Source organism: Pseudaquabacterium rugosum (assembly GCF_038066575.1).
Lineage (GTDB): Bacteria > Pseudomonadota > Gammaproteobacteria > Burkholderiales > Burkholderiaceae_C > Pseudaquabacterium > Pseudaquabacterium rugosum.
In genome coordinates this window covers 48766-62927 of record NZ_JBBUTF010000002.1, presented here as the reverse complement: position 1 = coordinate 62927, position 14162 = coordinate 48766, and the positions used below count along the sequence as shown (strand labels likewise).

Genomic DNA, 14162 nt, shown 5'->3' with positions numbered 1-14162 from the left:
AGCCCGCCGATGGACCCACCGTGGCACCCACGGATGCGCCCGGCCCGAGACGCCGACCATCACCTCAGTCCGGCTGCAAGGCGCCGGTGGCCGCTGCGCGGGTGGCATGGCCGGGAGCGGCGGCATCCGCCGGCTCGTCCCCGGCCTCGGCCGCGACCTCGACCAGGCAGTCGTAGAAGGTCGCGCCGCGGCCGATGTCGGTCAGCTTCTGGCTGGTCAGCTGGTTGACGTTGGTACCGTCGGCGGCGAACTTGCGCCACCAGATGCCCAGACCGTTGACCACGCCCGGCCGCGCGCGCGGACCGACCACGGCCTTGCAGCGGTGGACGCCGCGGTCGTTCCACACGCGCACCCGCGCGCCATCGACGATGCCGCGGGCGGCCGCATCGTCCGGATGCATCTCCAGCACCGGTTCGCCCTCGATGCTGCGCAGGCTCTTGACGTTGACGAAGCTGGAGTTCAGGAAGTGGCGTGCCGGCGGCGAGATCATGGCCAGCGGATAACGGGCCGCCAGCGCGGGCGCCGAATCGGCGCTCTCGTGCGGCGGCACGTGGGTGGGCACGCCCCAGGCATCGCCCGGCCCCAGCACCCGGGCCTTGCCGTCCGGCGTCGGAAAGCCGCCGTCGGCCAGCGGCTGTTCGGGCACCGGCAGGCGCAACCAGCCCTGGCGCCAGAGCGCATCCTGGTCCAGCCCGGGCAGGGCCTGGCGGGCCAGGGTCTCGTCATCGTCGGCGAAGCAGGGCTCGTCGTAGCCCATCGCACGCGCCAGGTCGCGGAAGATCCGCGTGTTGGGCCGCGCCTCGCCCAGCGGCGCGATGGCCGGTGCGTTGGCCATCACCCAGGTGTGGCCGTAGGACAGCACGATGTCGCGGTGTTCGAGCTGGGTGGTGGCCGGCAGCACGATGTCCGCATGGTCGGCGGTGTCGGTCAGGAAGTGCTCCAGCACGACGGTGTAGAGGTCCTCGCGCGCGAAGCCGGCGGCCACGCGGGCGGAGTCCGGCGCCACCGCCACCGGGTTGCTGTTGTAGACGATGACGGCCTCGACCCGCGGCCCGAAGGCGGGCGAGCCTTCGTGCAGCAGGTCGTCGCCGATGGTGCTCATGTTGAGGGTCCGCGGCTGGCGGCCGGCCAGCAGACCGGGGCGCTGCAGATCCGGCGCCACGTGCGGCCGCCCCCAGCCCGAGGCCGACAGCAGCAGGCCGCCACCGCGGCGGCGCCAGGCGCCGGTCAGACAGGGCAGCAGCGCGATCAGGCGCACCGCATTGCCACCGCCGTGCACGCGCTGCATGCCGTAGTTCAGGCGGATGGCGGCCGCCGGGCTGCGGCCGTAGTCCTGCGCCAGCGCGCGGATGACCTCGGCCGGCAGGCCGCAGACGGCCGCCGCCCGCTCGGGCGGCCACTGCAGGGCCTCGGCGCGCAATGCATCGAAGCCCGCCACATGACGCGCGATGTAGTCGGCATCGAGCAGCTCGTGGCCGATCAGCTCGTGCATCAGCGCCAGCGCCAGCGCGCCGTCGGTGCCAGGGCGCAGGGCGAGGTGCTCATGGCACTTCTCGGCCGTCTCGCTGCGCCGCGGATCGATGCACACCAGCTTCGCCCCGGCGCGCTTGGCCTGCTGGGCGAAGGTCCAGAAATGCAGGTTGCTGGCGATCGAGTTGCTGCCCCAGATCAGGATCAGCTTCGCCTCGGCGAAGTGCTCCAGGTGCATGCCGATCTTGGCGCCGTAGGTGCCGGCCAGCGCCTCACCTCCGGCGTTGGCGCAGATGCTGCGGTCGAGCAAGCTGGCGCCCAGCCGGTGAAAGAAACGCCCGGCCATCGCCTCGCCCTGCAGCAGGCCCATGGTGCCGGCATAGCTGTAGGGCAGGATGGCCTGCGGATCGCGCGCGGCGATGGCCTGCAGGCGCTGCGCGATCTCGGCGAGCGCGGCCTCCCAGCTGATCGGCTCGAAGCGGCCCTCGCCCTTGCGGCCGACGCGGCGCAGCGGCGTGAGCACGCGCTCCGGGTGGTAGGTGCGCTCTGGATAACGCGATACCTTGGTGCACAGCGCGCCGTGGGTCGGCGGGTGATCGGGGTCGCCACCGACCTTGACCGCGACACCGTCGCGCACGGTCACGCGCAGTGCGCAGGTATCGGGGCAGTCGTGCGGACAGGCGCCGCGGACGATGTGCTCGGCAGGCACGAGCGGGGAGGATGCGGTGGCGACGCTCATGGCCGGATGATGGCACAGCGACCACAGGGTCACGCCCGGCACGCGCCGCCGCGACAGGGGCCGCCGCTACACTGGTCCACGAGTCGCCCGGCGCCACGCCCGGAGCCGAGGCCGGCCGCCTGGAGACCTGACGATGCCCCCGCACGACCCCATCCTGGCCGATGTCGCCGAGATCACCGCGCTGCGCCGCGACCTGCACGCCCACCCCGAACTGTGCTTCGAGGAGCACCGCACCTCGGCGCTGATCGCCCGCACGCTGCAGGACTGGGGCATCGAGGTGCACCGCGGCCTGGGCCGCACCGGCGTGGTCGGCGTGATCCAGGGCGGCAGCAGCCCGCGCGGCGTCGCGCTGCGGGCCGACTTCGACGCGCTGCCGATCACCGAGCGCAACACCTTCGCCCATGCCAGCCGGCATCCGGGCCGCATGCACGCCTGCGGCCACGACGGCCACACGGCGATGCTGCTGGCCGCCGCCCGCCATCTGTCGACCACGCGCGACTTCGACGGCCGCGTGGTGCTGGTGTTCCAGCCGGCCGAGGAAGGCGGCGGCGGCGCCCGCGAGATAATGAAGGACGGCCTGTTCGAGCGCTTCCCGGTCGAGGCCATCTTCGGCGCGCACAACTGGCCGGGCCTGCGTGCCGGCCAGTTCGCGCTCAAGCCCGGCCCCTGCTACGCCAGCAGCAACGAGTTCCTGATCACGCTGGTCGGCAAGGGCGCGCATGGCGCGATGCCGCACCTGGGCATCGATCCGGTGCCGGCCGCCTGCGCCCTGGTGCAGGGCTTCCAGACCATCGTCTCGCGCAATGTCAAACCGATCGACACCGGCGTGATCTCGGTGACGATGATCCACACCGGCGAGGCCACCAACGTGATCCCCGACCGCTGCGAGATCCAGGGCACGGTGCGCACCTTCCGCACCGAGGTGCTGGACCTGATCGAGCAGCGCATGGGCGAGATGACGCGGCAGCTGGCCGCCGCCTACGGCTGCCAGGTCGAGTTCGCGTTCTCGCGCAACTACCCGCCGACGATCAACCACGAGGCCGAGACCGCCTTCGCCCGCCGCGTGCTGGCCGACACCTTCGGCGCCGACCAGGTCATCGACTTCGAGCCGACGATGGGCGCCGAGGACTTCAGCTTCTACCTGCAGCAGGTGCCGGGCTGCTATTTCATGATCGGCAACGGCGAAGGCGACCACCGCAGCGCCGGCCACGGCCTGGGCCCCTGCATGCTGCACAACCCCAGCTACGACTTCAACGACGCGCTGATCCCGGTCGGCGCGCGGGCCTGGATCGACCTCGCCCGGGCGTGGCTGGCACCTCGGGGATGACCCGGCAGCACCCGGCCATCACCCCCTAAAAGCAAGGATTGACTTCGGCGGTTATCACAATTCGTTGCGTGCAAGCCACCTGAAAACCGGCGCCGGGTTTCTTGATTTCCGTGCGTAGATCACGACAGCGCGCACCGCGAGAGGACGGACGCCCTTCAGTCGCGGGGCCCGGGAAAGCGGACTGCTAACCTGACGGCACGGCTTCTGCACAGGCTTGTGCGTCCATGTCGATGGGCGCGATGGCAGGGCCGACTCCGCCCGCCGCCATGCCCCGACTCCTCGATCACACGCTGATCCGCTGCCGTCGTCCTGCCTCTGCAGGGCGGCGATACGGCCGTGCGATCGTCGCGTCCGCGCTCGCGGCCTGGAGCCACGACCCGGCGCTGGCGCATGTGTTGAGCGCCTCCGCCACCCTGGACCGGCCGACGGTCGACGGGCTGCCCCATGCCGCGGCCTTCGCCGCGCCGCTGGGCGGCGCCGGCCTCTGGCTGTTGCCCGTGCTGCTGTCCCTGCTGGCCATCCTGCTGGGCCTGTGGGCCAGCACCCGCCGCCTGGGCAGCGCACTGCGCGAGGAAAGCCGCCGCCGGCAGGAGGCCGAGCAGGCGCTGCAGGCCCGCGACCGCTTCATCGGCTTTCTGGGCCACGAACTGCGCGGCACCGTCGCGGCACTGGGCGCCGGACTGGGGGTCCTGCGCGACGGCGACCAGCCCGCCGACCTGCAGCAGGAGCTGCTGCGGACCATGCAGCAGGCCGCTCGCCAGCTGCAGCAGCTGCTGGAGTCCACGCTGGACCACGCCGGTGCGGCGCACGGACGACTGCACCTGCAGCTGCGGCCGACGCCGCTGTCCACCTGGTGGTCACAGGCCCTGGCACCGCTGCGCCTGGACGCCGGATTGAGGGGCCTGGTGCTGCGCGAGCAGACCCGCTGGCCGGCCGATCTGCGGCTGACCATGGACGGCACGCGCGTCGCGCAGGTACTCGCCAATCTGGGCCACAACGCACTGAAGTTCACACCGGCCGGCGAAGTCCGTGTCGAAGCCCGCTGGGACGGTCACGCGCTGACCCTGCACGTGGCCGACCAGGGCCCGGGCATCACCCCCGACGAGCAGGCCCGCATCTTCGATCCCTACCAGCAAGGTTCGGCCGCCGTCGGACAGCGCCAGGGCGCCGGCCTCGGGCTGGCGATCACGCGCCAGCTGGTCCAGGCGATGGGCGGCCGGCTCGACCTGGTCAGCAGCCCGGGCGCCGGCAGCGAATTCATCGTCCGGCTGCCCCTGCAGGCGGCCACCGGCCCGGTGCGACCGCCTTGCCCGGACCGGCCTGGCGCGGAGACCGCCGTGGCCTGACCCGGACCTCGCCAGGGATCCGCCCCCTGCCAGACGCGCCTGTGTGCCGCCTCTCGCCTGCCCCGACCGAAGACCCGCCGCTCCTGCCGGCGGTTTCGGGCCCCACTCCAACGACATCTGCCAGCCGAACATGGTCGACGTGCTGTTCATCGTCCTCCCTGACACCCCCTTGATGGACCTGGCCAGCGCGGCCGAGGCCCTGCGTCGGGCCAACACGGCCTCGCTGCAGCAGGGGGAGCCAGGCGCTTTCGCCATCCGGCACGTCGGCCCGCAGGCCTCGGCCCTGACGGCCGAAGGCCTGTACTGCAGCGGCCTGGCCCCGCTGCCCGAGACCCTCGCACGGCCGACCTGGATCGTGCTCGGCAGCCATGCCGGCCCGGCGCCGACGCGGCCGGCCGATGCGGCCTGGGCCGCGACACGGGACTGGCTGGCGCGCGTCGTCGGTCCGGCCCTGCGTGAAGCCGACGGCGCACACCGCCTGCTGACCATCGGCGAGGGCATCGACCTGGCCGCGGCCGCCGGCCTGGTCGACGGTCGCCGGTGCACCACCCACCCATCGGCGGTCGACGCGCTGCAGCAGGCCGTGCCGACGGCCCAGCCCGTGCCGAACCGGCTGTGGGTCGAGGATGGACCGCTGGCCAGCTGTGCCGGCAGTTGCGCCAGCCTCGATCTGATGCTGCACCTGATCGGTGGCGTCAACGGGGATGCGCTGGCGGCCCGCATCGCCCACCAGCTGGTCATGGCCGCACGCCGCAGCGCCGATGCCCCGCAGCGCTCGCCGCTGCTGCAGTACCGCGACCACCTGCACGGGGCGCTGCAGCGCGTGCAGGACGCGGTCAGTCTGGCGCCGACCCGCGACTGGCCGGTGGAGGCCCTGGCCGAGGTGGCCGACGTGACCACCCGCCATCTGACACGCCTGTTCCGCCAGCACACCGGGCTGTCGCCACGCGCCTGGGTCGAACACGTGCGCGTCACCCTGGCGCGCCAGGCGCTGGCCCGTGGCGCCAGCGCCCAGCAGGCCGCGCTGCTGGCCGGCTTCGCCTCCGACCGCCAGTGGCGACGGGCGCGCCAGCGCGCGGAGCGGGCCGAACGCGCCCAGATCATGGCCGAGGAAGCGGCCCAGCGGGAAACCGCCGACCTCGATCAGGACGACTGACGCCCGCCCTCCGGCGCGGCGGTCGGCGCCCCGTACACTGCGCCGCATGATCGGACGACTGACCGGCACCCTGGCGGCCAAGACGCCGCCCCAGGTGCTTCTCGACGTGAACGGCGTGGGCTACGAAGTCGACGTGCCCATGTCCAGCTTCTACAACCTGCCGGCGCTCGGCGAGCGGGTCACCCTGCTGACGCACTTCGTCGTGCGCGAGGACGCGCAGCTGCTCTACGGCTTCCTGACGCCGGAAGAACGCACCACCTTCCGCGAACTGGTCAAGATCAGCGGCATCGGCCCGCGCATGGCGCTGGCCATCCTGTCGGGCCTGAGCGTGACCGAACTGGCCCAGGCCGTGGCCCAGCAGCAGGTCAGCCGCCTGGTCAAGGTGCCGGGCATCGGCAAGAAGACGGCCGAGCGCCTGCTGCTGGAGCTCAAGGGCAAGCTGGCCGAGGACATCGCCGGACCGGGCGGTGGCGCCGCCGCGATCACCCACGAGGCCCAGACCGACATCGTGCAGGCCCTGCTGGCGCTGGGCTACAACGAGAAGGAAGCGGCCACCGCGCTCAAGGCCCTGCCACCGGACATCGGCGTGTCCGACGGCATCAAGGCCGCGCTCAAGGCCCTGTCGCGCTGAGCATCCGCCCGCCGGCGGATGGACAATACGCTGTATGGGCATCCAGACCGACGACTTCGCCGCTCCCCCCTCCCCGCGCCTGGTGGCCACCGCGCCGCAGTCGACCCAGGAGGAGGCGCTGGAGCGCGCCCTGCGGCCCAAGGCGCTGCAGGAATACATCGGCCAAGCCAAGGCGCGCGAGCAGCTGGAGATCTTCATCGGCGCCGCCCGCAAGCGCCAGGAGGCGCTGGATCACGTGCTGCTGTTCGGCCCGCCGGGCCTGGGCAAGACCACGCTGAGCCACATCGTCGCCGCCGAGCTCGGCGTCAACCTGCGCCAGACCTCCGGCCCGGTGCTGGAAAAGCCCAAGGATCTGGCCGCGCTGCTGACCAATCTCGAGAAGAACGACGTGCTGTTCATCGACGAGATCCACCGGCTCAGCCCGCTGGTCGAGGAAATCCTCTACCCGGCGCTGGAGGACTACCAGATCGACATCATGATCGGCGAGGGGCCGGCGGCGCGCAGCATCAAGCTGGACCTGCAGCCCTTCACGCTGGTGGGTGCCACCACGCGCGCCGGCATGCTGACCAACCCGCTGCGTGACCGCTTCGGCATCGTGGCGCGGCTGGAGTTCTACACGCCGGCCGAACTCGGCACCATCGTCGAGCGCTCGGCCGGGCTGCTGAACGTGCCGATCCGCGGTGAAGGGGCCTTCGAGATCGCCCGCCGCAGCCGCGGCACGCCGCGCATCGCCAACCGCCTGCTGCGCCGGGTGCGCGACTATGCCGAGGTCAAGGGCGACGGCATCATCACGCGCAAGATCGCCGATGCGGCGCTGAAGATGCTGGATGTCGACCCCGAGGGCTTCGACCTGATGGACCGCAAGTTCCTGGAGGCCGTGGTGCACCGCTTCGACGGCGGCCCGGTGGGCCTGGACAACGTGGCCGCCGCCATCGGCGAGGAGCCGGGCACGATCGAGGACGTGATCGAGCCCTACCTGATCCAGCAGGGCTATCTGCAGCGCACGCCGCGCGGGCGCATCGCGACCCAGGCCGCCTGGCGCCACCTGGGGCTGACGCCGCCGACCGGTGCGGGGTCCGGCAGCGGCGCCGGGCCGCTGTTCGACGGCGTCTGACGGCGGCCGGTCGCCCGGCGCCCGCGGCCCTCACATCGGCAGGCCGACGTAGTTCTCGGCCAGCACCGTCTGCGCCGCCTTCGACTCGAACAGATAGGCCAGCTCGGCCTGCTGCATGCGCTCGCCGAAGGGGCCGGTGACGCCGGTCTCCGGAAACCGGTGCATCAGCGAGGTCATCCACCAGCTGAAGCGCTCGGCCTTCCAGATGCGGGCCAGCGCGCGCTGGCTGTAGGCGTCCAGCCCGGCCATCGAGGCGCCGCGGTAGTGCTCGACCAGGCCCTGCCACAGGTAGCCGACGTCGCTGGCGGCCAAGTTCAGGCCCTTGGCGCCGGTCGGCGGCACGATGTGGCCGGCGTCTCCGGCCAGGAACAGGCGGCCGAAGCGCAGCGGCTCGGCGACGAAGCTGCGCAGCGGCGCGATCGACTTCTCCAGCGACGGTCCGGTCACCAGATCGGCCGCCACCGAGGCCGGCAGGCGGCGCTTGAGCTCGGCCCAGAAGGCCTCGTCCGACCAGTCCTCGACCTTGTCCTGCAGGCTGCACTGCACGTAGTAGCGGCTGCGCGTGCGGCTGCGCTGGCTGCACAGCGCGAAGCCGCGCTCGTGGTGGACGTAGATCAGCTCCTCGTGCACCGGCGGCGTGTCGCTGAGCAGGCCCAGCCAGCCGAAGGGGTAGACCTTCTCGTTGAGCGTGATCGCGTCCTGGGGCACGCTGGCGCGGCACACGCCGTGGAAGCCGTCGCAGCCGGCGATGAAGTCGGCGTGCAGCTCGTGGGACTGGCCGCCGGCCGTCCAGGTCACGCGCGGCGCGCCGTCGAGCGACCAGTCGTGGATGGCGACGTCGGCCGCCTCGTAGACGGTGGTCTGGCCGCTGGCGCCGCGGGCGTCCATCAGGTCGCGCGTGACCTCGGTCTGGCCGTAGACCATCACCCGCTTGCCGGTCAGCGCGTGCAGGTCGATGCGGTGCAGCTGGCCGTCGAAGCACAGCACCACGCCGTCGTGCGGCAGGCCTTCGGCATGCATGCGCCGGGACACGCCGGCCTCGGCCAGCAGATCGACGGCGGTCTGTTCGAGCACGCCGGCGCGGATGCGGCCGAGCACGTAGTCGGGGCTGCGCTGCTCCAGCACGACGTTGTCGATGCCGGACCGGGCCAGCAACTGCCCCAGCAGCAGGCCGGACGGACCGGCGCCGATGATGGCGACCTGGGTGCGGTGGGTGACGGTGGACATGGGCGGGGTCTCCGGTGCGGGCGACGGCAGCGCAGGCCGGCGCGGTTTGATCGATGACAAGGCCGCAAGCCTAGGGACCGCCGCCCCGCCCGCCAATGGACGCAGACGCCCAGGTCTTGAACAATTCGAACATGGCGACCTCTCGCAAACCCCAGGGCCCGATCCGTGACGACGGCGGCCTGCCGACCTATGCGCTCTATGGCGAGACCGGCGGTGGCCTGGGTGTGGACTGGCTGCACTGCGAGAGCATCGCCGCCCGCAGTCAGTTGCACGCCTGGGAGATCCGGCCCCATCGCCACGCGACGCTGTTTCAAATTCTGTACATCGAATCCGGCCAGGGCCGGGCCCAGGTCGACGGCGCGCTCTGGCCGCTGGCCGGGCCGGCCCTGCTGTGGGTGCCGCCACCGGTGGTGCATGGCTTCCAGTTCGAGCCCGGCATCGACGGCTGCGTGCTGACGGTGCTGCGCAGCCATCTGGAGCGCCTGGTCGAGCCGCTGGGCGGGCTGGGCGCGCGACTGGCCACGCCGGGGCTGCTGCAGGCCGGCGCGGCAGACACGAGATCACAGGCACCGGGACCGGCCGACAGCACCGGCTCCGCCGACAACCGCGGCGCGGCGGACGATGGCGGCCACGCGATGGCGGCGCGGGCGGCCCGTGCGCTGCGCGACGAGTTCCTGGCCCCGCCCGCCCCCTGGCGCGAAGCGGCGCTGGACGCCGCCCTGCTGCGTCTGCTGATCGGCCTGGGGCGGGCCGAGGTCACGCCGCCGCAGGCCATGCCCACGCCGCAGGCCCTGTCCGCACCGCAGGCCCTGTCCGCACCGCAGGCCCTGTCCGCGACGCCCGCCACCGCCACGGCGGCCCCGGGTCCGGCTGCCACCGGCGACCGCGCCCGCCGCCACGTCGCCCGCTTCCGAGCACTGATCGAAGCCCGCTTCCGCGAACAACCGCCGCTGAGCGACTACGCCGCGGCGCTGGCCATCACGCCGACCCAGCTCAACCGGGTCTGCCGCGCCGTGCTGGGCCATGGCGCGCTCGACGAGGTGCACCGCCGGCTGCTGCTGGAGGCCCAGCGCGATCTGGCCTACACCCAGCTCACGATCCAGCAGATCGCCCACGGCCTGGGCTTCGGCGATGCCGGCTATTTCAGCCGTTTCTTCGTCCGCGGCTGCGGGATGACGCCATCGGCGTGGCGCGCGCTGCGCCGGCGCTGAGCGCCCCGCGGCCGCCACGGCGCCCCTGCGCCCGCCACGGCCGAACACCGGCGTGACCGAGGTCACGCCCGGCGCGCGGCACCCGGGATCACCGGCGGGGCGGACCTGACGCCACGGTCAAGTCCCGCCCGCGGCTGCCGAAACCCTGCCCAACGGGGGGCCTTTGGGGCCCGCCACATGCATTGCACAGGGCGCCATGTCGGCAACGATCAACATCGATGAGCTGCAGGTGGGGATGTTCGTCCACCTCGATCTGGGCTGGTGGGCGCACCCCTTCGCACGCTCGAGCTTCCAGATCCAGAGTGCGGACCAGATCGAGACCATCCGCGGGCTGGGCCTGGCGCGCGTGCGCTGGAGCCCGGAGCGCAGCGTGCCGGCCGACGCCGTGGGCGAGGACGCGGCCACGCCGCACGACGCCACGGCTGCGCCGCCACCGGCAGCCGTGCAGGGCCCGGCAGCCGAGCCGATGCCGGCTCCGGCCGCCACGCCCACGTCCACGCCCACACCCGCCTCGCCGGTCGGATCCGACGCGCCGACGGCCGCCGCGCCCACCTCCACCCCCGCCCCCGCCGGGGCGACGGTGATCGCCTGGCCCTCGCCGCCGCCGCTGTCCGGCACCCGCCCCCCCTCGAACGCCGCCACGCACGCCGCCGCGGCCACCACGCCGCCCCCGGCCGCCCAGCCGGCGGACCGCCCGGCAACGGCCCCGGCCTCCGCCCACGAGCGCGCCCTGCAGAGCCAGCGCGAGGCCCTGCAGCGCTGCCAGCAGCGCTACACCGAGGCCGGCGACGCCTGCGCGAATGCCCTGCGCACCCTGCTCGACGCCCCCGAGCAGGCGCTGCAGACCTGCACCCGCCTGACCGACGACCTGCTGAGCCAGCTGCTGGCCGAAGGGGAGGTCAGCGTGCGCGTGCTGGCGCAAGGCCATGACGACCCGGCCGCCGCCCATGCACTCAATGTCTCGCTGGTGGCCATGCTGCTGGGCCGCGCCCAGCAGCTGTCACCCGCGCAGCTGCAGTGTCTGGGTCGCGCCGCGCTGCTGCACGACATCGGCAAGCTGGAGTTGCCCGAACGCGCCCATGCCGCCGAGTGCCTGAGCCATCCGGCCGAACTGGCGCTCTACCGCGATCACGTGGCCCATGGCCTGGTGCTGGGCCGACGCATGGGACTGGACGAGGACGCCCTGCAGATCCTGACCCAGCACCACGAGCTCGACGACGGCAGCGGCTTTCCGCAGCACATGCGCGGCCCGCAGATCCATCCGCTGGCACGCATCGTGGCCATCGTCGACCGCTACGACCGGCTGTGCAACCCGGCGCGGCCCGCGCTGGCCATCACGCCGCACGAGGCGCTGTCGCTGATGTTCTCGCAGTGCCGCAACCAGTTCGATGCGGCGCTGCTGAGCGCCTTCATCCGCATGATGGGCGTCTACCCGCCCGGCAGCTGCGTGCAGCTCAGCGACGAGCGCTACGCCAGCGTGATCAGCGTCAACGCCAGCCGCCCCCTCAAGCCCTCGGTGCTGGTGTGCGAGCTCGACCGCTCGCCCGATGACGCGCTGATCGTCGACCTCGACCGCGAGCCGAACGGTCTGACGATCCGCCGCAGCCTCAAGCCGGCCGCCCTGCCCGCGGCGGTGCGCGACTGGCTGTCGCCGCGACCGCGGATGGTCTATTTCTTCGAGCCGGGCCAGCGGCCGGCGCCGCAGCCCGGTGACCACCGGGCTGCCGCCTGACGGGACGCCGCGATGACGCAGACTCCCGCCCTCAGCACGCCGCCGCCGCGTCTGGCGGCCGACCATCCGGCCCGCCGCATGCTGGAGTGGATCGGCGAGCCGGCCTGGCTGATCGATGGTCATGCGCTGCACCTGTGCGCGGCCAACGCGGCCGCCTGCACGCTGCTCGGCCTGGACGAGGCCACGCTGGCCCGGCTGCCGGTCGAGCAGCTGATCCCGACGCCCGAGGACACGGCCTTCTGGCTGGGCGTGCGCGCCGGTGACGACGGCCCGCTGCACAGCGAAACCGTGCTGGGGGATGCCGCGGGCGCGCGCCGCCACGTCAGCCGCCGCATCCACCGCCTGGGCGCGACGCCCGATCTGCCGGCCTGCTGGCTGGTCCAGCTGCAGGACCGCAGCACCGAGCGCGCGGTGCAGGACGAGCAGCAGCGCACGCTGGCCGAACTGCAGGCCACGCTGGAATCGACCGCCGACGGCATCCTGGTCACCGACGGCCAGGGCGCGATCCGCAGCTTCAACCACCGTTTCGCGCTGATCTGGGGGCTGCCGTCCGAGCTGTTGAGCCGGCGGCAGGATGCCGCCGTGCACGAGCACCTGCGCCTGGCCGTCGAGGAGCCCGAGCTCTACGCCCGCCGGCTGCAGACCATCGGCCAGGCCGCCCTGATGGGCTCCACCGACCAGATCACGCTGCGCTCGGGCCGGGTGCTCGAGCGCGTCAGCCAGCCGCTGCTGGTGCAGGGCCGCCCCTGCGGCCGCGTCTGGGCCTTCCGGGACCGGACCGAGCTGGTGCGCGCCACACACCGCATCGAGCAGCTCGCCAGCAGCGATCCGCTGACCGGGCTGCCCAACCGCCATGGTCTGGGGCAGGCGCTGGCGCTGGCGCTGCAGCGCGCGCGCACCCAGCACCAGCCGCTGGCGGTGCTGGTGCTCGACCTGGACCACTTCCAGCACGTCAACGACGGCCTGGGCGCCAGCGTCGGCGACCAGCTGCTGCAGGAGACGGCCGAGCGCCTGCGCGGCTGCGTGCGCCACCAGGACCTGGTCGCGCGACTGGGCGGCGACCAGTTCGCGCTGCTGCTGCGCGAGGCCGACCAGAGCGCCGCCGAGACCACCGCCCGCCGCGTGCTGCAGGCCGTCGGCCAGCCGCACTGCGTCGAGGACCTGCCGTTCACGCTGACGGCCAGCATCGGCGTCGCGCTCTATCCGGTGGATGCGGGCGAAGGCGACGTGCTGCTGGCCCAGGCCGAGGCCGCGATGCGGCGCGCCAAGCTCAGCGGCCGCGAGTGCTACCGGCTGCACCAGCCCGAGGACGGTGCCGGCGACCGCCGCCACCAGATGCGGATGGACCACGCGATGCGCCAGGGCCTGGCCCAGCAGCGCTTCCGCCTGCACTACCAGCCGCAGGTCGATCTGGTCAGCGGCCGCATCGTCGGCGCCGAGGCGCTGCTGCGCTGGCGCGATCCGGAGCTGGGCGAGGTCTCGCCGGCCCAGTTCATCCCGGTGGCCGAGGCCAGCGGCTTCATCATCGCGCTCGGCGACTGGGTGCTGCGCCAGGCCGTCTGGCAGGCCGCACAGTGGCAGCAGCGCGGCCTGCAGATGCCGGTCTCGGTCAATGTCTCGGCGCTGCAGTTCCAGCAGGCCGAGTTCGTGCAGCGGGTGGCCGACACGCTGGCCGAGCACGGGCTGGCGGGCGAGCTGCTGGAGCTGGAACTGACCGAGTCCCTGCTGCAGGACGGGGATGAGACGCTGGGCCGGCTGGCGCAGCTCTCGGCCATGGGCGTGCGGCTGGCGATCGACGATTTCGGCACCGGCTACTCCAGCCTGTCCTACCTCAAGCGCATGCCGCTGCGGCGGCTGAAGATCGACCGCAGCTTCGTGCGCGCCCTGCCGCAGGACGAGAGCGACGCGGCCATCGTGCGCGCCATCGTGCAGCTGGCCCGCACGATGGAGCTGACGGTGATCGCCGAAGGGGTCGAGAACGAGGTGCAGCGCCGCTTCCTGCAGGACATCGGCTGCGACGAGTTCCAGGGCTTCCTGTGCGCGCCGGCGCTGGACGTGCCCAGCTTCGAGCAACGGCTGGTGAACCCGCCCGAGGCGACCGGTCCGGCCCCCCGGCCCCGGTTGACGCTGGTGCGCCCGGGCGGCCCGGCCTGAGCCCGCGCGGCGGCGTCCGACAGCCGCCGTGCCGCCGGCCATCGCACAATCGGCC

At 73.0% G+C, this 14162-nt stretch carries 10 protein-coding genes; 8 read left to right on the top strand and 2 right to left on the bottom strand.

Translation table 11 applies throughout. From position 1 onward, the window contains the following. Positions 1-64 precede the first annotated feature (64 nt). Positions 65-2209 (bottom strand): molybdopterin-containing oxidoreductase family protein, encoded by a 2145-nt coding sequence (locus tag AACH11_RS00870; protein WP_341372300.1) that lies wholly within the window; start codon positions 2207-2209, stop codon positions 65-67. Positions 2210-2342: 133 nt separating this feature from the next. Here AACH11_RS00870 and AACH11_RS00865 point away from each other — a divergent pair, with 133 nt between their 5' ends. From AACH11_RS00865 to ruvB, 5 genes are all read left to right on the top strand, one after another. Beyond that, the gene (locus tag AACH11_RS00865) at positions 2343-3536 is read left to right on the top strand and encodes a M20 aminoacylase family protein (protein WP_341372299.1); all 1194 of its coding nucleotides are present in this window, start codon (positions 2343-2345) and stop codon (positions 3534-3536) included. 266 nt (positions 3537-3802) lie between these two features. Continuing rightward, positions 3803-4882 carry a sensor histidine kinase gene (locus AACH11_RS00860; protein ID WP_341372298.1) on the top strand — a complete coding sequence of 360 codons (1080 nt, stop codon included), beginning with the start codon at positions 3803-3805 and terminating at the stop codon, positions 4880-4882. A 130-nt stretch (positions 4883-5012) separates the two neighbouring features. Then, a complete protein-coding gene (locus AACH11_RS00855; RefSeq protein ID WP_341372297.1) occupies positions 5013-6038 on the top strand; it encodes a GlxA family transcriptional regulator in 1026 nt (341 codons plus the stop codon). Positions 6039-6084: 46 nt separating this feature from the next. Next, on the top strand, positions 6085-6669 hold the full coding sequence (gene ruvA / locus AACH11_RS00850) for a Holliday junction branch migration protein RuvA (protein WP_341372296.1): 585 nt from the start codon (positions 6085-6087) through the stop codon (positions 6667-6669). A gap of 34 nt (positions 6670-6703) precedes the next feature. Beyond that, complete coding sequence (gene ruvB, locus AACH11_RS00845) at positions 6704-7783, top strand: Holliday junction branch migration DNA helicase RuvB (RefSeq protein ID WP_341372295.1); 1080 nt, start codon at positions 6704-6706, stop codon at positions 7781-7783. Between the two features lie 30 nt (positions 7784-7813). On the opposite strand, the gene pobA is transcribed toward ruvB, so the two are convergent. After that, on the bottom strand, positions 7814-9010 hold the full coding sequence (pobA, locus tag AACH11_RS00840; RefSeq protein ID WP_341372294.1) for a 4-hydroxybenzoate 3-monooxygenase: 1197 nt from the start codon (positions 9008-9010) through the stop codon (positions 7814-7816). A 131-nt stretch (positions 9011-9141) separates the two neighbouring features. Between pobA and AACH11_RS00835 the strand changes: the two genes are divergently transcribed. The 3 genes from AACH11_RS00835 (at position 9142) to AACH11_RS00825 (ending at position 14107) form a co-directional block, all read left to right on the top strand. Next, complete coding sequence (locus tag AACH11_RS00835; RefSeq protein ID WP_341372293.1) at positions 9142-10221, top strand: helix-turn-helix domain-containing protein; 1080 nt, start codon at positions 9142-9144, stop codon at positions 10219-10221. 196 nt (positions 10222-10417) lie between these two features. Next, positions 10418-11953 (top strand): cyclic di-GMP phosphodiesterase, encoded by a 1536-nt coding sequence (locus AACH11_RS00830; protein ID WP_341372292.1) that lies wholly within the window; start codon positions 10418-10420, stop codon positions 11951-11953. Positions 11954-11965: 12 nt separating this feature from the next. Then, positions 11966-14107, top strand: coding sequence for a putative bifunctional diguanylate cyclase/phosphodiesterase (locus AACH11_RS00825; RefSeq protein ID WP_341372291.1), 2142 nt, complete (start codon positions 11966-11968; stop codon positions 14105-14107). Positions 14108-14162 lie beyond the last annotated feature (55 nt).

Bases quoted from the DNA above. Each gene is read 5' to 3' on its own strand.
- AACH11_RS00870 (WP_341372300.1), bottom strand. From the start codon at position 2,209: ATGAGCGTCGCCACCGCATCCTCCCCGCTCGTGCCTGCCGAGCACATC.
- ruvB (WP_341372295.1), top strand. From the start codon at position 6,704: ATGGGCATCCAGACCGACGACTTCGCCGCTCCCCCCTCCCCGCGCCTG.
- ruvA (WP_341372296.1), top strand. From the start codon at position 6,085: ATGATCGGACGACTGACCGGCACCCTGGCGGCCAAGACGCCGCCCCAG.
- pobA (WP_341372294.1), bottom strand. From the start codon at position 9,010: ATGTCCACCGTCACCCACCGCACCCAGGTCGCCATCATCGGCGCCGGT.
- AACH11_RS00835 (WP_341372293.1), top strand. From the start codon at position 9,142: ATGGCGACCTCTCGCAAACCCCAGGGCCCGATCCGTGACGACGGCGGC.
- AACH11_RS00865 (WP_341372299.1), top strand. From the start codon at position 2,343: ATGCCCCCGCACGACCCCATCCTGGCCGATGTCGCCGAGATCACCGCG.
- AACH11_RS00830 (WP_341372292.1), top strand. From the start codon at position 10,418: ATGTCGGCAACGATCAACATCGATGAGCTGCAGGTGGGGATGTTCGTC.
- AACH11_RS00860 (WP_341372298.1), top strand. From the start codon at position 3,803: ATGCCCCGACTCCTCGATCACACGCTGATCCGCTGCCGTCGTCCTGCC.
- AACH11_RS00825 (WP_341372291.1), top strand. From the start codon at position 11,966: ATGACGCAGACTCCCGCCCTCAGCACGCCGCCGCCGCGTCTGGCGGCC.
- AACH11_RS00855 (WP_341372297.1), top strand. From the start codon at position 5,013: ATGGTCGACGTGCTGTTCATCGTCCTCCCTGACACCCCCTTGATGGAC.